This window comes from Salinicola socius (genome assembly GCF_001937195.1).
Taxonomy (GTDB): domain Bacteria; phylum Pseudomonadota; class Gammaproteobacteria; order Pseudomonadales; family Halomonadaceae; genus Salinicola; species Salinicola socius.
The window spans coordinates 141,341-166,171 of sequence record NZ_MSDO01000019.1; the positions used below are offsets into that span (position 1 = coordinate 141,341).

General features: G+C 60.0%; 20 protein-coding genes. 4 read left to right on the forward strand and 16 right to left on the reverse strand.

Going from position 1 to position 24,831, the window contains the following annotated elements; all coding sequences use genetic code 11:
- Positions 1–21 precede the first annotated feature (21 nt).
- The gene (gene yjgA / locus BTW07_RS13060) at positions 22–513 is read left to right on the forward strand and encodes a ribosome biogenesis factor YjgA (protein WP_083941849.1); all 492 of its coding nucleotides are present in this window, start codon (positions 22–24) and stop codon (positions 511–513) included.
- Between the two features lie 51 nt (positions 514–564).
- Here the strand turns inward: yjgA and tldD are convergent, their stop codons facing one another.
- From tldD to BTW07_RS13095, 7 genes are all read right to left on the reverse strand, one after another.
- Positions 565–2,019 carry a metalloprotease TldD gene (gene tldD, locus BTW07_RS13065; RefSeq protein ID WP_075570639.1) on the reverse strand — a complete coding sequence of 485 codons (1,455 nt, stop codon included), beginning with the start codon at positions 2,017–2,019 and terminating at the stop codon, positions 565–567.
- 11 nt (positions 2,020–2,030) lie between these two features.
- Entirely contained in the window at positions 2,031–6,005 is a 3,975-nt protein-coding gene (locus BTW07_RS13070) for a YhdP family phospholipid transporter (protein WP_075570607.1), read from the reverse strand.
- Positions 6,006–6,009: 4 nt separating this feature from the next.
- Positions 6,010–7,473, reverse strand: a complete 1,464-nt coding sequence (gene rng, locus BTW07_RS13075; protein WP_075570608.1) for a ribonuclease G — start codon at positions 7,471–7,473, stop codon at positions 6,010–6,012.
- Positions 7,474–7,590: 117 nt separating this feature from the next.
- Positions 7,591–8,226: a Maf family protein gene (locus BTW07_RS13080; protein WP_075570609.1), complete on the reverse strand. Its 636-nt coding sequence runs from the start codon at positions 8,224–8,226 to the stop codon at positions 7,591–7,593.
- Between the two features lie 108 nt (positions 8,227–8,334).
- On the reverse strand, positions 8,335–8,814 hold the full coding sequence (gene mreD / locus BTW07_RS13085) for a rod shape-determining protein MreD (protein ID WP_075570610.1): 480 nt from the start codon (positions 8,812–8,814) through the stop codon (positions 8,335–8,337).
- A 2-nt stretch (positions 8,815–8,816) separates the two neighbouring features.
- Complete coding sequence (gene mreC, locus BTW07_RS13090) at positions 8,817–9,788, reverse strand: rod shape-determining protein MreC (RefSeq protein WP_279626536.1); 972 nt, start codon at positions 9,786–9,788, stop codon at positions 8,817–8,819.
- Positions 9,789–9,845: 57 nt separating this feature from the next.
- Positions 9,846–10,883, reverse strand: a complete 1,038-nt coding sequence (locus tag BTW07_RS13095; RefSeq protein WP_075570612.1) for a rod shape-determining protein — start codon at positions 10,881–10,883, stop codon at positions 9,846–9,848.
- A 276-nt stretch (positions 10,884–11,159) separates the two neighbouring features.
- On the opposite strand from BTW07_RS13095, the gene gatC reads away from it, so the two are divergent.
- The 3 genes from gatC (at position 11,160) to gatB (ending at position 14,553) form a co-directional block, all read left to right on the forward strand.
- Positions 11,160–11,450: an Asp-tRNA(Asn)/Glu-tRNA(Gln) amidotransferase subunit GatC gene (gene gatC / locus BTW07_RS13100; RefSeq protein WP_075570613.1), complete on the forward strand. Its 291-nt coding sequence runs from the start codon at positions 11,160–11,162 to the stop codon at positions 11,448–11,450.
- A 179-nt stretch (positions 11,451–11,629) separates the two neighbouring features.
- A complete protein-coding gene (gatA, locus tag BTW07_RS13105) occupies positions 11,630–13,087 on the forward strand; it encodes an Asp-tRNA(Asn)/Glu-tRNA(Gln) amidotransferase subunit GatA (RefSeq protein WP_075570614.1) in 1,458 nt (485 codons plus the stop codon).
- Positions 13,087–14,553, forward strand: a complete 1,467-nt coding sequence (gene gatB, locus BTW07_RS13110; protein WP_075570615.1) for an Asp-tRNA(Asn)/Glu-tRNA(Gln) amidotransferase subunit GatB — start codon at positions 13,087–13,089, stop codon at positions 14,551–14,553. The genes gatA and gatB overlap by 1 nt, the downstream gene beginning before the upstream one ends.
- Before the next feature lie 130 nt (positions 14,554–14,683).
- Here the strand turns inward: gatB and BTW07_RS13115 are convergent, their stop codons facing one another.
- From BTW07_RS13115 to BTW07_RS13150, 9 genes are all read right to left on the reverse strand, one after another.
- Positions 14,684–15,535, reverse strand: a complete 852-nt coding sequence (locus BTW07_RS13115; RefSeq protein WP_075570616.1) for a tetratricopeptide repeat protein — start codon at positions 15,533–15,535, stop codon at positions 14,684–14,686.
- Entirely contained in the window at positions 15,532–16,932 is a 1,401-nt protein-coding gene (locus tag BTW07_RS13120; RefSeq protein WP_075570617.1) for a hypothetical protein, read from the reverse strand. Before BTW07_RS13120 ends, BTW07_RS13115 begins: the two co-directional genes overlap by 4 nt.
- Positions 16,892–17,740 (reverse strand): tetratricopeptide repeat protein, encoded by an 849-nt coding sequence (locus BTW07_RS13125; RefSeq protein WP_075570618.1) that lies wholly within the window; start codon positions 17,738–17,740, stop codon positions 16,892–16,894. Before BTW07_RS13125 ends, BTW07_RS13120 begins: the two co-directional genes overlap by 41 nt.
- A gap of 16 nt (positions 17,741–17,756) precedes the next feature.
- Positions 17,757–18,494: a hypothetical protein gene (locus BTW07_RS13130; RefSeq protein WP_075570619.1), complete on the reverse strand. Its 738-nt coding sequence runs from the start codon at positions 18,492–18,494 to the stop codon at positions 17,757–17,759.
- A 20-nt stretch (positions 18,495–18,514) separates the two neighbouring features.
- Complete coding sequence (locus BTW07_RS19855) at positions 18,515–18,652, reverse strand: hypothetical protein (protein ID WP_158025880.1); 138 nt, start codon at positions 18,650–18,652, stop codon at positions 18,515–18,517.
- A gap of 326 nt (positions 18,653–18,978) precedes the next feature.
- Positions 18,979–19,833 carry a tetratricopeptide repeat protein gene (locus BTW07_RS13135; protein ID WP_075570620.1) on the reverse strand — a complete coding sequence of 285 codons (855 nt, stop codon included), beginning with the start codon at positions 19,831–19,833 and terminating at the stop codon, positions 18,979–18,981.
- Complete coding sequence (locus tag BTW07_RS13140; protein WP_075570621.1) at positions 19,826–23,338, reverse strand: T6SS effector BTH_I2691 family protein; 3,513 nt, start codon at positions 23,336–23,338, stop codon at positions 19,826–19,828. Before BTW07_RS13140 ends, BTW07_RS13135 begins: the two co-directional genes overlap by 8 nt.
- A gap of 1 nt (position 23,339) precedes the next feature.
- Positions 23,340–24,212, reverse strand: coding sequence for a DUF4123 domain-containing protein (locus BTW07_RS13145; RefSeq protein WP_158025881.1), 873 nt, complete (start codon positions 24,210–24,212; stop codon positions 23,340–23,342).
- Positions 24,213–24,223: 11 nt separating this feature from the next.
- The coding region (locus tag BTW07_RS13150) for a DUF2345 domain-containing protein (RefSeq protein WP_144076905.1) at positions 24,224–24,831 on the reverse strand (608 nt) is incomplete at its 5' end.

The following is a 24,831-nucleotide window of genomic DNA, read 5'->3' on the forward strand; positions in this document are numbered from 1 at the left end:
GGTAGAAAATCGGATAACGAGATGACTTTCGAGGACGACGCGCCTCCCAGTAGAAGCCAGCTCAAACGAGAGATGCAGGAGCTGCAGGCACTAGGCGAGCGTATCATCGCGCTTGACTCCGCCGTCCGTGCCCGGCTGCCACTGTCCGACGAGATGCGCGAGGCTGTCGAGGAAACCGGCCGAGTTCGCTCCCACGAAGGGCGCCGCCGCCACATGCAGTATGTCGGCAAGGTCATGCGCAAGGAAGATCGCGAGGCGATTCGTGCCGCCTTCGAGGAGATCGACCAGGAACATGTCCAGCGCAATGCCGCTTTCCACCGCCTCGAACAGCAACGCGATCGGCTGATCGACGATGACGACGCGCTGGAGCCGTTCATCGATGCGCATCCCCAGGTCGATCGCCAAGCCCTGCGCCAGCTGATTCGCAACGCGCGCAGCGAGAAGCAGCGCGGCAAGCCACCCGCCAGTTCGCGCAAACTGTTCCAGCTGATCCGCGACACCGCCGGGCTTTGAGCCGCCCGCACCGGATGGGTGCGGCGCGGCCGAAGGACAGGCTCGTCGGCGTCAGGATGCGGTACCACCGACCGTGATCTCGTCCAGCTTCAGTGTCGGCTGGCCCACGCCGACCGGCACGCCCTGCCCTTCCTTGCCGCAGATCCCGATGCCACTATCCAGCGCCATGTCGTTGCCGATCATCGAGACATGCGACATCGCCTCGGGACCATTGCCGATCAGCGTGGCCCCCTTGACCGGCGCCGTGATCCGGCCGTCCTCGATCAGATACGCCTCGGAAGCCGAGAATACGAACTTGCCGGACGTGATATCCACCTGGCCGCCACCGAAACTGACCGCATAGAGGCCACGCTTGACGCTTTTGACGATCTCTTCCGGATCGTCCCTTCCCGCCAGCATGTAGGTATTGGTCATTCGCGGCATGGTGACGTGCGCATAGGATTCACGGCGCGCGTTGCCGGTGGGCTTCATGCCCATCAGCCTGGCATTGAGCTTGTCCTGCATGTAGCCGGTCAGGATTCCGTCCTCGATCAACGGCGTGTACTGGCCCGGCGTTCCCTCGTCGTCGATACTGAGCGATCCGCGGCAATCGGCAAGCGTCGCGTCGTCGACCACCGTGACCCCCTTGGCGGCGACCTTTTCACCCAGTCGGCCGGCGAAGGAGGAGCTCCCCTTGCGGTTGAAGTCACCCTCGAGGCCATGACCCACCGCCTCATGCAGCAGGATGCCCGGCCAGCCATTGGCCAGCACCACCGGCATCTGGCCGGCCGGGGCGGCAACCGCGTCTACATTGACCAGCGCCTGGCGCACGGCTTCCTTGGCATAGACATCGGCCACGTTCTCGTCACGCAGCCGCTCCATGGAATAACGACCGCCCCCGCCGGCGCTGCCGCGCTCGCGCCGTCCCTCTTTTGCCACGATCACATTGACATTGAAACGCACCAGCGGACGAATGTCGGCCGCGAGCGTGCCGTCACTGGCACACACCAGCACCACCTCATGGACGCCGGTCAACGACGCGCTGACCTGGGTCACGGCAGGATCCGCCGCCCGCGCCACGCGATCCGCCTGCTTGAGCATGGCGATCTTGTCCTCCGCGCTCAGTCCGCTCAGCGGATCGACGCCCTGATAGCGAGACGTCGCCGCCGCGAGCTGGATCGGCGCGGCCTTGCGCCGCTCCCCACTGCGAGCAATACCGGAAGCGGTGCGGCCGGTATCCAGCAGCGCGTCCTGGCTGATCTGGCTGGAATAGGCGAAGCCGGTCTTCTCGCCGGAGAGCGAGCGCACCCCGACACCGCCATCGATGCTGTAACTGGCGTCCTTGACCTCCCCGTCCTCCAGCACCCACATCTCGTGCCAGGTACGCTGGAAAAAGAGATCGGCGTAATCGATGCCGGCGCCCATGGCGTGGCCCAGACCGACATCCAGCGAATCCACGTCCAGCCCCCCGGGGGCCAGCAACAGCGTCGACGCCTGTTTCAAGGCGTCATCACTCGTTTGTCTCATCGGGCTCTGAGTCATTGGGCACTTTCCAAGTTGATGTTCGGCGAGGACCAGGGGCCCTCGATGCGATAGTAAATCTGTGTGGCACGATCCAGCCAGCGGCCGAACAGCTGGTCGAACACGAATAGACCCACGCCGACCTGGGGCGCCCCGGCCATGATCGCGACCAACGGCAGGTTCTGACTGACGGGAACGGTGATCCCGAGCCGCTGATCCATCGTCTGACGGTTGAGATCGACACTGCCGGCCAGGGTGAAGCGCGTCGCGGTGCCGTCGATCACGATCGGTCCTTCGGTCTGCAGCCGCCCGTTGTACAGGGTAGCGCTGCCGTTGAGGCGATTGAAAGAGGTCCCGCCGCTGGTCACGTCGGAGAAGTCCAGCTGCAGGCGGCGCAGGATATTGTCGAGATTGAAAAGCCCCACCAGCTTGGCCCCCGATGAATGAATCTGGCGCAATCGCCCTTTCCCCAGCGTCGCCTGAACCCGTCCCGTCGATAGCGGCAGGGCAAACTGCCACGGCGCACCCGGCCAGGAGAGCTGCGCATCGGCTGTGACATTGTCGCTGGTGATCGGGACCTGCTGGCCCAGCACACGAAACGCACTACCGACATCACCGCCACTGACTTTCATCTGGGCCCGACTCAGGCTGGCGCTTCCGGAGGCCTCCCAGTCGAGGGACCCCGCGAGATCCAACTCACCCAGCGACAGCGTCAACGGAGCGACGGTGAGATGCCGATCGTCAGCGTGCCAGGTGGCTTCCAGCGGGCCGAACCGCTCGCCCTTGCGCTCGAACTCGGCAACACGCAGCTGCCCCGCCGGCACCTTGGCAAGCCCCGAAGGCAGTGCAATCGGATGGGGCGCGGTTTCGATCTGCTCCATCAGGCTTGCGGCCTCGCCCTGTCCTTTCTCGTCCTTTTCGTCCGGCGTCAACGCATCCAGATTGAGTCGTGTCAGATCGACGTCGATCGGCATCTCGTCCTGTGGCTGCCAGCTCGCCTGGCCGGCGGCAATCTCACCGTCGAGAGAGAGACGCCAGCCGTTGGAGAGCGGCGCGACATCGGCCTGCAGGCCACCGAGACAGCGGCCATCCACCAGAATGCACGGCGTCGACAGCGCGATTCGCTTGAGCCCTCCGCCGTCTTTCACAGGCAGCGCGTTCGGGTCGACGACATCGTCTTCCAGCGTGGTCTCGACATCGCTTCGAGGCGTCGACGTCGAATCGCTAGACTTGAGCTGGGTCAACGCCTGCACCCAACGCTGCGTATCCAGCCGGTTGGGGCGCCACAATACATACCAACCCGGCTTGCTGGGCCAGGCGGCCGGCTCACCCGGCCAGCCTTCCAGCCACACCTGCCCCTGGGCCTGATCCTCGATCGTGCGCCAGCGCGCATGGCCCCAGTCAGCCAATGTCACCGCCCCCGTACCGGCAGCGATATCGGCATCGATCGCCAGCGGCTCCCTGGCATCCGGCGCCTTGCCGAATGGCGGTGGCAGCGATACGCCCAATCCCTGCAGTTCGCTGCGCAGGGTCAGGCTGACGTTGTTCTGATCGTCGAAATTCATGCTGGCTTGATAGGGAAACGAACCATCGAGGAGACCGTCGACACCGGAAACACCCGCCCATTCCAGTAGACCGCTTCCCTGCACCTGCCCCTCCAGTGCGATACCGCTGGCGCCACGCTGATAGCCACCGACGTTGAAGTGTGCCTTCGTCTGCCCATCGAAGGCGCGCGCGTCGAGGTCGCCATTGACGTAGTCCTCGCCTCGTTCGCGGCGATAATGCAGACCACCGTCTATGTCATCGAGCGTCAGCTTCAGCTCGGGGAAGGTCAGCGATCTCGCATCGACCTGGCCCTGAACATCGACTTTCATATCGGTCTCGGCATCGCTCTCCTCATCCATCGGCATGTCGAGGTGCAATTTGGCGTCGACGCTTCCCTCGCTCTGCCACAGCCCGAAGGTCTCGCTCATGGTCTCCAGCGGGGCGTGGGCGAGAAAATCCAGCACGCCGGCGGTGCTGCCGCTGATATCGCCATCGACGGTCAACTGCTTGTCGGCCAGCTTGACCGTGGCGTCTCGAGTGGTGAGATCGTGGCTGGTGGCATGATCGATCTCGGCATCGAGATCCATGTTCTGCATCTGCAGATGGCCATAGACCCGCTCCAGCGCCGGCCAGTCCGGGGCGTACTGAAGACGTCCGTCGGCCACGTTCAGCGACAGCGTGAAGTAGTCGTCCGGATTGACGAACATCTGGCCCTCGGGCGCCTCCTTGTCGCTCAGGGTGACCGAAAGCCCCAGCTTGCCCTGCTTGACGATGCCGCCGATGTCGCCGCCGAACCACTCACGCAGCTGCGCGTCATCGATCACGCGGGTGGGTAACCACGACAGCAGGCGGGAGTTTCGCGCATCGGCATCGGCGAAATCGAGATCGAGCATGAAAGTGCCGGGTTTGTCCGAGGCATCGTAGAGCGTCAGACCGAATCGCCCTTCGGCGCTGGCACCTCGCCACCCGGCTTCGAGATTCTCGCCACTGAGCACCGCGCCCTGCTGCGTCAATGCGAAGTCGACCTGACCACTGGCGTGAGAGAGATCCAGCGGGTCGGCGTAGACGGTGGGAATCGAGAATTCGGTTCCCTCGCCCCCTGAGAAGGTCACCGTACCGCCGCGACCGCGATAGGAGACCCAGGCATCGACAGGACCGCCGCCGGGAATCTCGTTCCAGGCCGTCACCGAAGCGTTCTCCAGGGCGCTTTGCGCGTACCACTCTCCGTGATCCCGTCCGACTTCCAGACCCGCGACATGACCGCGTGGATCGAGCTGGATCAGCGTCTGGGACAGTTCGAACGGCAGCGGCAGATAGCGGAGATAATCGGTCACGCCGGCCAGATCGAAAGGCGCGCTGCGCAGCCACCAGCCGCTATCGGTGGACTGCCCCTGCAGCTGTTGCGGCCAGTCGATGACCGACAGTCCGTCATGAGATAGCCGCAGATCATTCACCCAGGCCTGCCAGCGACCGCTGGCGTCGCGATCCAGCCCTGCATCGAACCCCAGGTTCGTCAGCGTCTCGGAAACCTCGTTCGCCGTGTCATTGACCTGCAAACGGGGGATATCCAGTGACAGTCGGCCACGCCGCAACCCGCCATCACGCCACGCTCCTGCCACCGAAGCCTGTCCCTCGATCTCGCCCAGCGCCTTGGGCCAGCCCGAACTCGCTGCGGCCAGCGACGGTGACAGTGCAGCCAGATCGAGCTCGCCGACGAAGCGGGCCTCGGGGTGACCGGCATCACCAGCGGCATCGTGCTGTGGGTCATCACGCTGGATCGTCACGTGCAGCTGGCCGGCGTTGTGGCTTCCGGCGGTCAGCTTTGCCTGAATCGACGCCTCGCCATCACGGCTGGCCAACGTCAGTTGCGATATCGAAACCCGCGCCTGCTCGCGCTGGCCATGCAGCACCAGTGTGACATCCTCGAGCTGCGCCTGCTGTCGCATCAGCATCTGCAACCAGTCATCGACACCGGGCAATTGTCGCGACGACGTCGAATCCTCGGGGCCGCCAAACCAGCGGCTACCGGCGCCATCCGGCCAGGCCCACTGGCCGTCGTCCCGCTGATAGAGATGAAGGGTCATGCCCTCGATGTCGCCGCCCCGAATGACCGGCGCACCGAGGCGCCAGCTCGCCAGCGTCTCGAGGCGCCCAGCGGCGTGGTCGACACTGAGCAGCGGCTGTCCGCCGCGACTCGTCAGGCGGAGATCATCCAGCGCCAGGTGGGGGTTCCAGCGGTGAACCGCGAGCGACACATGGCCGAGCCCTGCCTGCGCGTCCAGCTGGCTCTCCAGCGTCGAGACAAGCCACGGACTCAGCCGGTCGATCTGCCATGCAGCCAGCCGGACGCCGCTGACGAGAACGGCGATGACGATGGCAACGAGGGCGACCAGCGTCAGTAGCCAGCGCCCCGTCACACGCAAACGAGAGTTTTGCAGACGACTCATCGGCTCACATCAGTACGATGTCGTACTGTTCCTGGGAATAGTGGGCCTCGACCTGAAAACGAATGGTCTTGCCGATGAAGGACTCGAGATCGGCCACGGCGGCGGACTCTTCGTCCAGCAGTCGGTCGACCACGGACTGCGATGCCAGCACCATGTAGGTTTCCGGCGCATAGGCCCGCTCTTCACGCAGAATCTCGCGGAAGATTTCGTAGCAGACCGTCTCCGGCGTCTTCAGCGATCCTCGTCCAAGGCAGGTCGGGCAAGGCTCGCACAGGGTCTGCTCCAGGCTCTCGCGCGTGCGCTTGCGCGTCAGTTGCACCAGCCCCAGTTCGGTGACGCCGGTCAGCTTGTTCTTGGCGTGATCCCGCTCCAGCGATTTCTCGAGCACGCGCAGCACCTGACGCTGATGCTCCAGCTCTTCCATGTCGATGAAATCGATGATGATGATGCCACCGAGATTGCGCAGCCGGAGTTGGCGTGCGATGGCGGTCGCGGCTTCGAGATTGGTCTTGAAGATGGTCTCTTCGAGGTTGCGGTGCCCGACGTAACCACCGGTATTGACGTCGATGGTGGTCATCGCTTCGGTCTGATCGATGACCAGATAGCCGCCGGACTTCAGTTGCACCTTGCGCCCCAGCGCCTTCTGGATTTCGTCCTCGACGCTGTAGAGATCGAAGATCGGCCGCTCGCCGGGGTAATACTCGATCCGCGACTCCATCGTCGGCATGAACTCCCGGGCGAACTCCTTGAGCTTGAAGTAGTTCTCGCGGGAGTCGATGCGCACCTTCTCGATCTGATCGCGCATCACGTCGCGCAGGGTGCGGATGAACAGCGGGAGATCATCGTAGATCGGCGTCGCGATCTCCGCGGTGACACGGCGCTCGGCGATTTTCTGCCACAGCCGCTGCAGAAAGACCATGTCGGCGAACAGCTCCTCCTGGCCGACGCCTTCCGCCGCCGTGCGAATGATGAAACCGCCGCAATCCTTGTCCGGCAAGGCAATCCTGCCGCTCTCGACCAGCGCTTTCAGGCGCTCGCGCTCGGCATCATCCTCGATCCGTTGCGAAACGCCGACGTGAGGCGAGTCCGGCATGTAGACGAGATAGCGGGAAGGAATGGAGAGATGGGTCGTCAACCGCGCGCCCTTGGACCCGATGGGGTCCTTGGTAGCCTGCACCACCAGTGCCTGTCCGGCATGGAGCAGATGACTGATCGAAGCCGGCTCTTCGTGCGGCGAATCGGGAGGCAGCACTTCGTTGACATGAATGAACGCCGCTCGCTCGAGCCCGATGTCGATGAACGCGGCCTGCATGCCCGGTAAAACGCGTACCACCTTGCCCTTGTAGATATTGCCGACGATGCCACGACGCCGGCTGCGTTCGATGAAGGCTTCCTGCAGCACACCGTTTTCCACCACGGCAACCCGGGTCTCCATCGGCGTCAGATTGATCAGTACCTCACCGCTCATGCGGGCATCCTTGTTGCAGATTGGTCGAGCACGCCGGCGACATCCCTTACCGGGGCGGGCGGGGTTGGCCGCGCAACAATTATGGCACAGGCGATCGGTCTCTCCTAAGGCGCAGGCTCAGCGGGCGTCAGAGGCGACATCGTTCAACGCGCCATCCCAGAGCGCGACGCCGTGGGCCCGTAGCAGCGATGCCGTCTCGTTCAGCGGCAAGCCGACCACCGCGGAGTAGCTTCCCTCCAGGCGCTCGATGAAGATGGCGGCGCAGCCCTGTATCGCGTAACCGCCGGCCTTGTCGACCGGCTCCTTGGTTGCCCAATAGGCGGCCATCTCCGCCTCCTCGATTCGACGCATGACAACCTGAGTCGCCACCAGGCACTCACGCATCCCGCCAGCGCCGATCACCGCCACGGCCGAGAGTACGCGATGCGCTCGTCCGGATAGCGCCGTCAGCATCTCGCGGGCATGCGTTTCGTCCCTGGGCTTGCCGAATACGACGTCGCCGCAGACCACCACGGTATCCGCCCCCAGAGTCGGCAACGCACTACCGATGTGGCCGGCCTTGGCCTTCTCGCGAGCCAACCGGGAGACGAACTGCTCGGGCGATTCCCCCTTACGCGGCGACTCGTCGATGTCCGCAGGCGCGACCTCCACCGCCACGCCGATCGACGCGAGCAGCTCACGCCGGCGCGGCGAGGCCGATGCCAGACGCAGCACGGGATTGGAATCGCGATCGGGATGAGCGTGGCAAGACATCGTGAACCCTGTGAGCGGATGTTGAGTTGTCGGCCGGCGATATCGAACCGTGGACCGGAGGAGAAGCGAGCCTGTCGAAGCGCGCGCGAACGGGACGTTAGGCCGGGCTTAGCCGATTCCCAGCCTGCGACGCACCGCCTGCATCATGGTGAAGAGCCACGGCCACAATAGAGACCCGATCAGTGCGGGCAGCAGAAATTCGAGGCTCAGGGAGATCGGCCCGTAGATCGTGCGAAGCCACTGTTCCACCAGTTGCGCAATGCCCAGCAGAATGAAGACCAGCACCGCCTGTTGCCAGATCGAGTAGACGCGGAAGCGCTGGTAAAGCAGCAGAAAGAGATAGGCCAGCAGCGAGAGTACCAGCGCATTCTGCCCCAGCGGCGCCCCCTCGATCAGGTCGAGCATCAGCCCCAGCACGAAGCCGTGAAGCACCCCCACGCGCTGCGGCGTGGCAACGCACCAGTAGGCCAGCAGTACGCCCAGCCAGTCCGGCCGCCACACCAGCCAGGCATCCGGCAGCGGCATCACCTGCAGACAGAACGCCAGCAGTAGCGTGAACCAGACGAAGAGATAACCGAACGGACCCATGTCTACTCCTGTTCCGCCGACTGCAGCTCAAGCGCCGCCGTCAACGCCTCTTCGCTGATGCGATGGGCATCGGGATGTGCCGGATCGCCCGGCCATACCACCTGCCGTGCCATGCGCTCCGGCCCACTCAGATTTTCCTCGGGACGCTCGGGGGGAAACAGCAGCAGGAAATAGCGCGAACGCTCGGGCTGGGAAATCGGCTCGGCCGAGACTTCCATGAATGCCTGACTCGATTCACGTTTGACCTCGTCGACTCGAGCCACCGGATAGCCCTGCGGGAAGCGTCCACCCAGCCCGGATGTCACCAGCAGATCGCCTTCACGAATGTCCGCGGTGGCCGGTACGCTGGGAATGTTGAGCGTATCCAGTTGACCCGTGCCCTGGGCGATGAAGCGCAAGCCGTTGCGATTGATCTCTACCGGCACGGCATGGTTGGCGTCGGCCACCATCAGCACCCGGCTGGTATAGGCGGAGACCGAAACCACCTGACCGATCAGACCCGACGCATCCATGACCGGCTGGCCGATATAGACGCTATCGCGCCGACCGCGATTGATCACCATCTGTTGGGTAAACGGGTCGGAATCCAGCGATAGCAGCTCTGCCGTGATATAGGGCACGTCGGCAGGATTGGGCGCGTTCAGAAGCTCGCGCAGATGAATGTTCTCTGCGGTCAGACTCGCCATCCGCTGCACGCGATTGGAGAGCGTCAGCAGTTGCTCACGCAGGCGGCCATTCTCATCGATCAGCGCCTGCTGATCGGAGATCGCCATGGCACTCCAGCGCACACCTTCACTCGGCAGCGATACCAGCCACTGAATGGGGGCAACGACCGAGGTCAAATGAGAACGTGCCGTCTCCACCGCGCTGAAGCGGTGTTCGGCAAACATCAGCCCGAACGCCAGTACCGCACACAACAGCATGCGGTACGTGGGGATCGGACCGTAGGAAAACAGCGGTTTGATAGGCCTCACTCCCACCTACCGAGGACGGAAGACGCCGCGCGGCGGCATTATCCGTCACGGCCGGCCTCAATCGCTGGAGAGCAACTCGAAGGTATGCTGATCGATCATCTCGAGCGCCTTGCCGCCGCCACGTGCCACGCAGGTCAGCGGATCCTCGGCGATGATCACCGGCAGGCCGGTTTCCTCGGCGATCAGCTTGTCGATGTCCCGTAGCAATGCCCCGCCACCGGTCAGCACCAGGCCACGTTCGGCGATATCGGAAGCGAGCTCCGGCGGAGACTGCTCCAGCGCGCTCTTGACCGCGGAGACGATCGACGCCAGCGGCTCCTGCAGCGCATCGAGAATCTCGTGGGAATTGAGGGTAAAGCTGCGCGGGATGCCCTCGGCCAGGTTACGGCCACGCACGTCGATCTCGCGCAGTTCGCCGCCCGGATAGGCACACCCGACCTCTTCCTTGATCCGCTCCGCGGTGGCTTCGCCGATGAGGCTGCCGTAGTGGCGGCGCACATAAGAAGTGATCGCCTCGTCGAAGCGGTCACCGCCCACGCGCACGGATTCGGAATAGACCACCCCGTTGAGCGAGATGATCGCGATCTCGGTCGTACCACCACCGATATCGACGACCATCGACCCCTGCGCTTCCTCGACCGGAAGGCCAGCCCCGATCGCGGCAGCCATCGGCTCCTCGATCAGGTAGACATCGCGCGCCCCGGCGCCTTCGGCGGATTCCTTGATCGCACGGCGCTCGACCTGCGTGGACATGCAGGGAACGCAGACCAGCACACGCGGGCTGGGCGTCAAAAACGTGCTTTGATGAACTTTGCGAATGAAGTGCTGCAGCATCTGCTCGGTAACGGTGAAATCAGCAATCACGCCATCCTTCATCGGACGGATGGCGGTAATGTTACCGGGCGTGCGCCCCAGCATCCGTTTGGCGTCGAGACCGACGGCCGCAACACTGCGCATGTTGCCGGATTGGCGAATCGCCACTACGGAGGGTTCGTCCAGGACGATACCGCGACCGCGGACGTAAATCAGTGTGTTGGCGGTTCCCAGATCGATCGACAGATCGCTCGAGAACAGCCCCCGTAAACGTTTAAACATGGAAACTTTTACCTAGTCCAGACCGGAACCCTGTGCGGACGCAAACGGTATCACCGTGGGGGTAAAGCAGCAAGCTCGAGCCTGCCAGATGAGCCGTGATTATGATAATGTTTCCTCCATTTATCGGGATGACGAATTCAAGTGACGAACCTTCGCGAAGTTTGCGCGACGAGCGTTTCAGAAACCGCAACTTCTATGACACGACGTTTCGACACTCAACGAAGCGACGTCTCGGCAATCCACGACGCGACGTCCCCATTACAGGACCCTCAACACATGGCAATCGAACACGCGGACGTACTGCGCGCAGCGCATCTGGCTCGCCTGGGCCTCAACAGCGACGCCGAAGCGGCCGGTTATGTCGACGACCTGACCCAGATTCTGGAAATGGTCGACCGTCTGCAAGCCGTGAACACCGACGGCGTGGCGCCCCTGTCGCATCCGCTCGACGCCACTCAGCGTCTGCGCGCCGACGAAGTGACCGAAACCAACCAGCGTGAAACCTTCCAGGCCTGCGCGCCGGAAACGGCCGAAGGCCTCTATCTGGTACCGCGCGTCGTCGAATAAGTTCGATGTTGATGGCAAGAACAGTGCGTTCGAACCCATGAATGACTGAATTCAGCAGATGAATTCGCCTGATGCGTACTAGCGCCGAATCCGTTCGGTACCGATTTTGCGATGTGGCGCCACGACAAACCGATGGCAGCCCTCGCGCACAGCGATTTGACTCAGGGAACCGCGACCCCATGCATCATATGACGCTCACGGAACTCGCCAAGGGCCTCAAGGCCGGCGACTTTTCCAGCCGAGAGCTGACCAGCAGCCTGCTCGACCGTATCGAGCGCCTGGATGGCGACATCAACAGCTTCATTTCCATCACCCGAGATCGGGCGCTCAGCGCTGCCGACGCCGCCGACCAGGCCCGTGCGAAGGGCGAGTCACGGCCGCTCGCCGGCCTGCCGCTGGCGATCAAGGACATCTTCTGCACCCAGGGCATTCGTACCAGCTGTGGCTCGAAGATGCTCGACAACTTCCAGGCGCCCTACAACGCCACGGTGGTCGAGAAGCTGGAAGCTGCCGGCATGATCAGCCTCGGCAAGACCAACATGGACGAGTTCGCCATGGGCTCGTCGAATGAAAACAGCTTCTACGGCCCGGTGAAGAACCCGTGGGATCGTACCGCCGTCCCCGGCGGTTCTTCCGGCGGCAGCGCCGCCGCGGTCGCGGCCGGGTTCGCCCCTGCGGCGCTTGGCACCGACACCGGCGGCTCGATTCGCCAGCCGGCCGCCTTCTGTGGCATCACCGGGCTCAAGCCGACCTACGGCCGGGTCTCCCGCTACGGCATGATCGCATTTGCGTCGAGCCTCGATCAGGGCGGTCCGATGGCCCGAAGCGCGGAAGACTGCGCCCACCTGCTCGGCGCCATCGCCGGGCATGACCTGCGCGACTCCACCAGCGTCGCCCGCGTAGTGCCGGACTATCTCGCCGAACTGGATACGCCGCTGGCCGGCCTCAAGATCGGCCTGCCCAAGGAGTACTTCGGTGATGGCCTCGACGCGGAAGTCGAAAGCGCCATTCGCGACGCCATCAAGGTTTACGAATCGCTCGGAGCCAAAGTCTGTGAGGTCAGCCTGCCGCATACCCATCTGGCGGTACCGGCCTATTACGTCATCGCCCCGGCGGAAGCCTCCTCGAATCTCTCTCGCTACGACGGCGTGCGCTTCGGCCACCGCTGTGAGAACCCAGTCGATCTCGAAGACCTCTACAAGCGCAGCCGCGCCGAGGGCTTCGGCGACGAGGTCAAGCGCCGCATTCTGATCGGCACTCACACCTTGTCGGAAGGCTTCTTCGACGCCTACTACCGCAAGGCACAGCAGGTTCGGCGCCTGATCCGTCAGGACTTCATGGACGCCTTCGAGGAAGTCGACGTGCTGATGGGCCCGGCCGCACCCACGCCGGCGTTCGATCTCGGCGCCAAGAAAGACCCGGTCTCGATGTACCTGCAGGATATCTACACCATCGCCATCAACCTGGCCGGTATTCCCGGTATCAGCGTCCCCGCCGGCTTTGCTGGCAAACGCCCGATCGGCCTTCAGATTCTCGGCAAGCACTTCGCCGAGAGCCAGCTGCTCAACGTGGCGCACCAGTTCCAACAGGCGACGGATTGGCATCGTCGGCACCCGAGCGACCAGGAGACAACCTAATGCAGTGGGAAACCGTTATCGGGTTGGAAGTCCACGTCCAGCTCGCGACCCAGTCCAAGATCTTCTCCGGTGCCTCTACCGCCTTCGGCGCCGAGCCCAACACTCAGGCCTGCGCCATCGACCTGGGCCTGCCGGGCGTGCTGCCGGTACTCAATGAAGGTGCCGTGGCGATGGCCGTGCAGTTCGGCCTGGCCATCGACGCCGAGATTCCCGAGACCTCGCTGTTCGAGCGCAAGAACTACTTCTATCCAGACCTGCCCAAGGGCTACCAGACCAGCCAGATGGCCCAGCCCATCGTCGGCAAGGGTGAAGTCGAGCTCGTGCTGGACGACGACGTGCGCAAGCGCGTGCGCATCCATCACGCGCACCTGGAAGAAGATGCCGGCAAGTCGCTGCACGAGCTCTTTTCCAACAGCAGGGGCCACGGCATGAGCGGTATCGATCTCAACCGTGCCGGTACCCCGCTGCTGGAAATCGTCTCCGAACCCGACATGCGCTCGGCCAAGGAAGCGGTCGCCTATATCCGTGCGATTCACGCCATCGTCACTTATCTGCGTATCTCCGACGGCAACATGGCGGAAGGCTCTCTGCGCTGCGACGTCAACGTTTCCGTGCGCCCCAAGGGCCAGGAGACGCTGGGCACCCGCGCCGAGATCAAGAACGTCAACTCCTTCCGCTTCGTCGAACGGGCGATCGAATTCGAGGTCGAACGCCAGATCGAGCTGATCGAAGACGGTGGCAAGGTCGTTCAGGAAACCCGGCTCTACGACCCGGACCAGGACGAAACCCGCAGCATGCGGACCAAGGAAGAAGCCAACGACTACCGTTACTTCCCCTGCCCCGACCTGCTGCCGGTGATGCTCGATAGCGCCTACATCGAGCACCAGCGTTCGACGCTGCCGGAGCTGCCCACCCAGAAGCGCAACCGCTTCGAGACCAGCCTCGGCCTCTCCGTCTACGACGCCGGCGTGCTCTCCGCGACGCGCCCCACGGCCGAATATTTCGAAGCCGTGCTGGCCGTCTGCGGCGATGCCAAGCAAGCCGCCAACTGGGTTCAGGGCGAACTCTCTGCGCACCTCAATCGCGAGAACATCGACATCGCCAACAGCCCGGTGACGCCAGAGCAACTTGGCGGCCTGATCCAGCGTGTACTCGACGACACCATCAACGGCAAGGCTGCCAAGCAGGTCTTCGCCGCGCTGTGGAACAACGAAGGTGCGAGCGCCGACGAGATCATCGACACCCGCGGCCTCAAGCAGGTGACCGATACCGGGGCCATCGAAGCGATGATCGACCAGGTCATCGCGGACAGCCCGGTGCAGGTCGCCCAGTACCGCGACGCCGACCCGGAGAAACGCGGCAAGATGATCGGCTACTTCGTCGGCCAGGTGATGAAAGCCTCTCGCGGTACCGCCAACCCACAGCAGGTCAATGGCCTGCTCAAGCAGAAGCTGGACGAGGCTTGAGACCGCATGTGAGCTGACTGGAATTGATGAATTGGAAACAAAAAACCCATGGCCAATGCCATGGGTTTTTGATCGCTGGCCAACAATCGACAACGACATTGGCCTCTACTTTTCCGCTGGAAGCTCAGTATCAGTTGGCGCGACGAATAAAACCGCCTCCGACTTGGACGTTGTGCTCTTTCTGCCATTCCTGCGATTGGCGAATGGCTTCGTCGATCTGCTCTTGGGTCATTTCCTTGGCAATGCGTTGCTTGCCTTCAACACCAGCGGAGCCGCTCAAATCGTAATACTTGTATGCTTTGACAAGATCCACATCGGTACCGTTGCCGTTTTCATAGCAATTAGCTAGTGCTGGAAAACCAGCTATATTTCTTTTTTCGAACTTGGTAAAGACGGCCTTTTTTAACCATCCAAAGTATTTTTTTTCATTTTTGGGCACACCGTCACCACTATCATACATTCCAGCAAGATGTGCTGCAGCCTGCCTATCGCCAGCGTTACCCGCCTTACTTAGCCAGAATATTCCTTTTCCTATATTATATGTATAGAGCTCTTCCCATTTCGCGCCTACATAGGCCATGCCCAGCATGCGTTGCGCAAGGATATAGCCTTCTTCCGCCGCTTGAGTCGCTAGCTCTCTCGCCTTGTCAATATTCTTGTCCGCACAGACACCATGGTAATACATGGTGGCCAGAGCATGACCAGCATCGGCAATGTCCGCATCCCAGGCGTCCGTTAATAACTCAACGGCTTTTTGGCAATTCTGTTCGACATCAAATTCCTTGTCACCATTCAAATAAAGAAGCCCTAATAGATATTGCTTCTTGCTGACATCCGGAGGCGTGACATTTTTGACTTGCTTCTCCGAAAGGCTGTCGAACGCTGCGTTGAGCGCTTTGCCCGTTGGGTCTTGGAATAGTATTCCCGCCTGTGCAGCGCTGCTGGATAGATACAGCACCATCATAAAAATCAAGCGTTTCATTCAGCTGTCTCCCGCTCGCTTTCTGGTTCTTCAATTCTCATAGCCAAGAGGTCCTGGCTGAACGACTGGGTGTCCGAAGATTTGAAGTCGATCGTGAGGTCGACCAATTGGGTCAATACGTTTTTCGCGTATACTTGCGACCATTCTGCTACGTAGGCATTATCTTTTAGCGCGAATGTTGGACGATTTTCCAATTCACCGCCGGGAAGTGAGCCTCGACTGGATCCGGCGGTTAACGCCTCCCTACCCCTGTTTTTTTGATAGGTCCATCCGACAATCGTTTCTGGGCTATTGTGCGGTGTAAGCTGAAGCGCCAACTCGATCTTATCCAACTTCGGCACCCGAACCTTAAGGTTAATCCTCACTAAATCCGAAACACGTTTTTCTTCCGCGTCGCGTGCATCTGAATCGACACTAAATCCCAAAAACCCAGAAGAATCAGAGTCGAGATACTTCTTCGGATCAGGCGCCGCGGGCTCCCAAGATAGCTCCACCACCAGCCCCTGAAACACCATCTCCAGCGAGCTTTGCTCCGACGCCATATCGTCGAATGGCAGAACCTGCATATCTTCTCGTTCCGATGGCTTACCGAGAATACTGCGGTTCACCCACATCTGAACCGCCGGGGATACCATGGCCACAAATGTATAACCCAGCAGTAGCGTCAAAATCCCAAAAAACACGCCCACGACGAGCCCGACACCCGTGCTCGCGCTGATCACGACGATCGAGGCAATACCGGCGATAACCCCAACCCCGCCGACGATCATGCCATAGTGGCCGGTAACACTCTGGCCTGTCTTGCTGGCCTCGCTGGCTTCCGTCAACTTCTTCAGGCCATCCCAGATCGAGATCATGCCACCCGCGGCGCCCAGTACATCGCCAACAAAGGCCCATTTGATACCGCTGATGATCGAGCCTTCCGTGGACAGGCCCAGGCTCGCCACGCTGACGCCAGAGCCAATGATCTTGCTCCAGTCGGCGCCCTCCTCATCGTCCACGAAGGCGCCTTCTTGCCAGGAGACGATCAGGCTCCATAGCACCAGGCAGGCACCGGCAACCTGGCCACTGCCCTTATGGGCGCTGAGCAGGGTATTGCCGATATCCCGGGCATTCTGCGCCAGATCACCCAGGCGCTGCTGTTCATCCTCCGGCGTATAGCTGTCTGGCAGGGAGAGGGGTTCGCCACTCTCCCCCGTCACCGCTTTGATATCCACGTAGACCGGCAAGGCAATGCGTACCGTTCTGTCGCTACTTGCCATCGGGGCGGAGAGATTCCAATAAACAAAACCCATGGCCAACGCCATGGGTCTTAATTCTAAAGTCACACGCCACAATCTTGGCAAAACAACAATCTCAATTGGCGCGACGAATAAAACCACCACCAACCTGAACATTGTGTTCTTCCTGCCATTTTTTGGATTGACGAAGAGCTTCGTCGATCTGCTCTTGGGTCATCTCCTTGGCGATACGTTTTTTCCCTTTCACACCAGCGGTACCACTCAGATCAAAATACTTGTATGCCTTGACCAAATTTTTTTCAGTACCTTTCCCACTCTCATAACTTTCTGCCAATGCGGGAAAGCCAAGCCTATTACCTTCCTCAAACTTATTAAAGACTGCTTTTTTTAACCAGAAAAAATATTTCTTGTCGTCCTTGACTACCCCAACACCTCTATTATACATGAGCGCAAGCTGTGCAGCGGACTCTCGATCTCCGGCGTTCCCTGCTTTAGCAAACCAGCAGATACCTTTTTCAACGTCGTAAGAATATAAATTCTGCCATTTCTTCCCCACATACGCCATACCTAACATGCGCTGCGCAAGAACATATCCCTCTTGCGCCGTCTGCGTTGCTAAATCTCTAGCTTTGCTGACATCTTTGGCTGTGCAAATACCATTATAATACATGGTCGCCAATGTATACCCGGCATCAGCCACACCCTCGCCCCAAGCCGACCGCAAAAAATCGATGGATTTCTTGCAATCTTTTTGGATCGAAAACTCTGGCGCTCCTCTTATATAAAAAAGCCCCAAAAAAAACTCCTCGCGCCCGGAGCCAGGTCGAGACCAGCCCTTAACCTCCTCTTTCGAAAGACTGTTTATCGCGGTGTTTAAACTCTTGCCAGTCGGATCCTGAAAAAGAATATCCGCTTGGACAAAACCGGAAAAAAGCACCATTAAAAAAACAAGAAATTTCATCATAAAACCCCACGTCGAATTACTGACTCTCCATATCCAGAGTCAAAGTATCGCTTTTAATAGACTGCGTATTAGTGGACCTGAAGCCTATCGCAAGATCCGCCATATGAGTTAGAACTCTTTTTTCGTACACATGGGACCACTCTGCCTCATAAGCTTTATTTTTAAGCGAAAACTTGGGTTGGCTTTCAAGCTCTTGAGTCGTACCATACCCTTCTCCCGAGGCCTCAGCAGACACTAGCAGATTGCTTTCTCGAGTCTTTTGATAGGACCAATCAAAAATCGTTCCGGGCACATCATGTGGCGTAAGTCTCAGAACAAGACCAATAGCTCCCAACTTCGGCACCCTAACCCTTAGGTAGATCCGCACCAAATCTTCAACACGTTCCTCTTCTAATTGTTGTGCCTCTGAATCGATACTAAACCCCATGACCCCAGAGGGATCAGATTCAATATAGTTCGTCGGATCAGGCGCAGCAGGCTCCCACGATAGCTCCACCACCACGCCCTGAAACACCATCTCCAGCGAACTTTTCTCCGAGACGAGATCCTCGAATTTTTCCACCTGGCTGGTGTGGAATCCAACCAGGCTGCGGTCGACCCACATCTGCACCGAGGGCGCTACCAGCGTTACCACCCAGACACCCAGCAGTAGCGTCAGAATCCCGAAGAAGAGCCCCACGACCAAGCCCGCCGTCACCCCGAAACCGATCACCAGGATGGTGCTGATACCACTGACGACCCCGAAGCCACCCATGATCTTCTGATTGTCGGCACTCAGCGTCTGCCCCAGCGCCTGGCTCGCGCTGACTCGGTCAACTTGCGCATGCCGTCCCAGATCGAGAGCATACCGCTTGCCACACTCAGCAGACCGTTCCCGAGTTTCCAGGTATCGCCGTTAATGATTCTGCTCAACGCCCCTTCGGTACCGGGGCCCATGCTGGCAACTCGAATCGCCGGATACCCCTCGGCAGCGCCCATGCCTGCGCTAGGTAAACCGACACCTGAACTAAACAACCGGTTCCAGTCGGCACCGCTGTTTGTATCGGTCGGATACCTCTAGTCGCACCATTCTAAGCCTGGCACCCAATGACTGCCGGGCCGAGCCCGAAGCATGGACAGTCGTCGTCACAACAACACCGTTTTCTTCTACCAGAGCAAAGATATTCAATAAAAACCCATGGACTGTGCCATGGGCATTAATACTAGAGACACACACTACAAGCCATTAAAAAACAACATCAATTGGCACGACGAATAAAACCACCGCCCACCTGAACATTGTTCTCTTTCTGCCATTCCTTGGACTGACGAAGAGCTTCGTCGATCTGCTCTTGGGTCATTTCCTTGGCAACGCGCTGTTTTCCTTCCACACCGGCAGATCCGCTAAGGCCGTAATACTTATAGGCTTGCACTAGGTCTTTATCAGTACCAACACCTTTTTCATAAAACTCCGCCAACTTTAAAAACTGCACAAATTGAGAGTTGCCATATTTAGCTGTAGCGGCCCTCTTCTTCCACTCGAAAGACTTTTTTTCATCTCGCGGAACACCATCGCCACCATAAATTATAGAGAGATTAGCAGCTGAAAGTTGATCTCCATTTACCGCAGCCTTTTCAAACCAAAAAATAGATTTCTCAATATCTTTATCGAACACACTCTGCAACACATCCCCTTTGTAAGCAAGCCCGAGAGTTCTTTGCGATTTTATGTAACCATTTTCTCCGGACTTCAAGACAAAATCTCGAACCTTGGCAAGATCTTTATCTACACCCAACCCTTTGTAATACATCGTGGAAAGTGCGTAGCCAGCATCAAAAACATCATCGCACCAGGCACGATGGAACAAAGAAAAAGCTTTTTTATAATCAGGTTGAACGCCCCAAGCCGCATCTCCACTCAGATATATCATCCCCATCATATATTCAGCCGATGGCACCCCCTCTTCAACCTGATTTTCAAGCTCGACCCTACTAGTTTTTGAATAAGCAGCATTCAAGCTATCACCAGTTGGATCGGGAAACAGAACCTCACCAACAGCAGTTAGCGGAACAAACAACAAAAACACAAGAAAGAAAAAATGCTTTTTAAACACTATCAAACTCCATTTTGAAAACATCGTGAACATTCGCCCCGACAGTGCGAGAGGAATTAAAACTCACGTCCAGAACAACTTCATCGGCAAGAAGATCTTTAGCAAAAATCCTGTTCACCTCCAAAGAGTACTCCTTTTCACTAGACGTAATAACAGGGCGCCCATCAACCCCCTCTTCAAAATCAATATCAGCGGTCTCTCTATCTACCACAGGAGCTCTGGCATCGGCAAGCTTAACAAGCTTATGACTATACAGCTCTCTATTACCATCAGCACAAAAAAGAGAAAACGCAACCTCGAACCTATTCAACCGAGGAAAACTTAATTTCAACTCTACTTCTCTGTCTACACTAGGCCCTGGCCCAAGATGATTCACCTCTCTCCAAGACAGCTGCACCAATACCCCCTGAAACACCATCTCCAGCGAGCTTTGCTCCGACGCCATATCGTCGAACGGCAGGACCTGCATATTTTCTCGTTCCGATGGCTTACCGAGAATGCTGCGGTTCACCCACATCTGCACCGCCGGAGACACCATGGCCACGAACCAGTAGCCGACCAGCAACGTTATGATGCCGATGAACAGACCCGCGACGATCCCCATGCCAAAGCTGATGCTCGCGCCGATCACGATGATCGAGGCTATACCGGCCATAGCCCCGACGCCCCCGACGATCATTCCATAATGGCCGCTAAGACTCTGACCTGTCTTGCTGGCCTCGCTGGCTTCCGTCAGCTTTTTCATGCCATCCCAGATGGAGATCAAGCCGCCTGCCGTCCCCAGCACGTCGCCAAGGAATGCCCATTTGGCACCGCTGATCGCCGAGCCTTCCGTCGACAGGCCAAGACTCGCCATTCGAATCTTATGGTAGCCCTCGATCCCCGCCATTGCGCCACTCGCGACGCTGACGCCAGAGCCGATGATTTTGCTCCAATCGGCACCCTCTTCTTCATTGATGAAGGCGCCCTCCTGCAGTGAGACGATAAGGCTCCACAAGACCAAACAGGCACCGGCGATCTGCCCGCCTCCCTTCTTGGCACTGAGCAGGGTGTTCCCGACATCCCGGGCGTTCTGCGCGAGATCACTACGGCGCTGCAGCTCATCCTCCGGCGTGTAGCTTTCCGGCAGCACGATCTGTTCCCCACGCTCTTGCGTCACCGCCTCGATATCCACGTAGGCAGGCAAGGTGATGCGTACCGTTCTGCTGCTGTCGGCCATCGGGGCGGAGAAGTTGCCAACCATGCCGTCCAGGGACTTCAGCGCCTGGCTGGTATCCGCTCCCTGATTTTTCTGGTCGGAGCTGGCTTTCGAGACCGCTTGGAGCCATTGGTGAAGCTCGGAGAGCTTGACCTCCCGCTCGACCATGGTGGGCGCCGGCTGCTCGCCGTCCAGTGCTTGCGGATCGGCCATGAAGGCCAGCTGGTGATAACGCACGAACTGCGAGAGCGCCGGCTTATAGTCCGGCGCGGGCACACCAGCGGCTCGGTACAGTACCAGCGAGGCAATCGAGTTGCCGATCGTCGTTGCCAGTAGATCCTGTATCGGGCGCCAGCGGTTGATGATCTGATCGCTTGTCGGCGCGCGCCCGTCAGGCTTTTGCGTGCGTTCACGTACCTGCTGAAAGCGCTCCCCCCAGGACTTTAGCGTCTGCGCCGATAGCTGTGACCCAGCGGGCAAGCTACCTAAACGCTCCCGGGCCTGCGCGATCATTTCGGCGTCATTGGCAAAGAGCGCCGCGAGTAGCGGCGACTCACTCGACTCGAGATCGTCGGCCAACAGCTTCCATAAGCCACCACTGGAAGGCGACATGATGCCGCCACGCAGTGCATTGCCTATCAGACCACTGAGCCCCAGCCCGGTCCAGTAGTCGGATTGGCTGTAACGGCCAATCACGGCGGGTAAACCATGCCTTGCCCAGATGGCATAGTCATCGTCGAATACGGCGGCCAGACTCTGACAATGTGCCGTATTCTCTTCGTAATCGGCTTTGAAGCGGTCGAGAGCATCAGAGTCGTAAAGCTCATCGAGCTGGTCGGCGTGCCTATCCGCCGCTCGCTGGGCTTCGGATTTAAGATTTTGGAGCAGAAACCGCTTGTGCTGAAGCTCGTTTTCTAGAAAAGGAGTCTGCCGTTGCATTTCGGCTTGTCTGGCGATCGCCGGATCACTGCTAGCCACCCGGCGATCGAGTTCAGCCTGCTCTTGCTCCAGTTGCGCTATCCGCTCTGTGAGCCGCTGTCTCTCTCCACGCAGCTCCTCAGCTTCGCGCTGCTGATCACGCAGAAAGTCGTCCTTTTCCGTCTCAGCTTCGCGCACGGCCCGATTCAACTGACCTAGACGCCGCTGGTGCTGGGCGCGCTCTCGAGGAGAGGCGTTTTCTCGGGAATACTCCTCCTCCTGAAAGGCATCCCGCTCGGCACGCGCCTTATCGATTTTGTCACTCAGTGACTGCTCCTGACTCGCCACGTAGTTACGCGCGAAGTTCTTCTTGAAGGCATCGATGGCCTGCATGCAGAGCAGCTTGCGACGACGCACATTGTGTATCTGCGCCTCGTCGTCCTCTTCCTCCTTGTTGTAGAAGAACTCTTCGACGCTGGCCAACGCCTGATGCCGATAGGCGTTCAACTCATCGATGATGCCGATCTCGTCCTTGACCGCGAGAATGAGCCCCTTGCCCTGGTATTCACTGCCGGCGTGGTCGAGCCGGCGCTGCATGGCGCCCCTGAGCTCGCGGGGTTTATATAGCGGTCGCGCTGGGCCGCTGGACCAGAACTGTTCGTCCAGGCTCTCTGCCGCCGCGCTGTATTCGGCGACTTTTTCCAACTCATCCGTACCGAAGGCGAACGGCTGTTGCTGCCCACCGACCCAACCCGGAATATTCACCTGCTGCATGTGGGCGTTACGCCAATCCGCGTTTTTCCCGATCATGCGGATATGGGCTTCGGGCCAGGGGTGCTCGCTGAATGCGTAGTAGAGCGTGCCCGAGTCCTCGGGAAACGGCAGGGTAACGAGGGAGGCGTCCAGGACATCGCCGGGATTGGTCTTGCAGCGATCGGGGAACTTGATGTCGTTCAACGCGGGCGGCTGTAGCACGGGGAACTGATAGTACTTACCGTCGCTGGTGATCGCGTAGGCGTACCAGTGCTGGCCGTTGGGGTTGTCCTGATCGTAGAAGTAGAGATACCCCTGACGCAGCTGGCGCAGAATGTATTTGTTGACCTGGCCGCCGGTGCTCTGGGTAATCTCCGCCTTGACCTCGTCGGGCACGCTTCTACCCTGCTCTTCGCCGCCGACCAGAGTCTTGTCCAGCAGGATGTCGGTGAACTCCTGGATTCTCGAGGGATCGAGCTCCGGAATATCGCCGTTGCGGCCGTTACGCTGACACACGGCATAGCGCACGGGAAGGATCGGTAGTCCCTTGCGTTCACAGAACTGGCAGCGCCCGCTTTCCTGGCCCGCCGTCTCATTTTCCGCTGCGTGAGCGCTCACTTGAGATGGTGCCGTCATACTATGTCATCTCCCCCATGTCCGATATCGCTTCCCAGTCAGCGTCGGAAAGCTGATTCGACAATCCAATGTAATTCAACCGTCCGCCCAGGCGGCCCAGCAGCGCCTGCATGATCGGGTGGCGATGAAAATCGATCCGCGTGGTCAGCCCGTGAAGGACGAAGGTGGCCACGTCGGGTCGGTCCCGCAGACCGGCGCGGTGCGCGGCGACGAGCAAGGCGTCGACGCTTTCCGCGGGGGCTTTCGACAGGCCCGCCGAGCCAGGGAGCGTGCGATAGAGTTCCCGGCAGCGGTTGATCTGGCCGATACGCTGAATGGCATGCCACTGCTCGGCGCTTAGTTTCAGGCCACCAAGCCGGCGCACCTCCCCGTGCGGATCGAGACAGCGCAGATGCAGCTCAGTGTCGAGATAGGCCCAGCGGTCGATGGGACCCAAAAGCGCCGAGAGCTGCCAGGGCTCGAGGATCCGCGGCAGATGTTCCAGCACCCTAGGATCGTAGAAGCGCAGCAGGGCAGGCTTCCCTTCAGGCGTCTGCTTGAGCTGTCGACTGAGGTAAGTGGCGATGCTGGTGCTCGCATGGCGCGAGATCAGCCAGCCGCAGAGCGGCACAGGCCCGAGCAGGCCAGCGCCACGCTCGGCACGCTGCCGCTCCAGTTGCGAAGCCAGCGCCGCGGCGCGGTGTTGGCCTATCCGTTCGAGATAGAGACGCTGGGCCGGGGTCTGGGCCAGCAACGGGTGACGAATCAGCGTCGCCTGCTGGCGCGCCTCGTCGCTCAGCACCCAATCGGGCGCCTCCGAAGGGTCCACCAGGCGGTACAGACGCCCTTCCCTGGCGGCCTCGCTGGCTTCGGTCATCCATGCCTCGTCGCTCATGCTGTCCATCGCTAGCTTTCCACGCTACCGTCGCCGCTGCTTGCCGCAGCCTGACTCTTGCTGGCACAGAGCACGTCTTCCCCCTCCGGCAGCTCGGGCATGGACGCGTTCAGACTCGCCGGGCCCCCAAAACTCTTCGTCGCGCCCTTGACGGTAACCTTGCCCGGCGCATGCAGCTCGATATTGCCGCCCTTGATACGCACGTAGGCGCCGCCGCTGACCAGCAGAATCTCCTCGGCGGCGGCGAAGTCGATCTTGTCTTCCGTTGAGGTGACGCCGAGATCCCGCCGCGCGGTGGCTTCCAGATTGTCCGACTGCGCCTGGATCTCCACCTTGCCCCGGGCCGCGAACAACTTGATCCCGGCTTTCTGCACGAACAGCGACAGCTTCTCGGAGATCGAGGCGACCAGGCGCTTGCCGGTGGCGATATTGACGTCTTCACCGCTGGAGACACTCAGCGACCGGCCCTGGGCCAGGTGGGTCGATTCCGGCGTGCTCAGGGTGATGCCGGCCGGCGAGGCCATGTGCAGCCAGGGGGCTTTCATCCGCGCCGCTTCGCCCCGGCCGCCACTGTCGCTGGCGCCACTGGCGCTGTCCTGCTTGGCCTGACCTTGTGAAT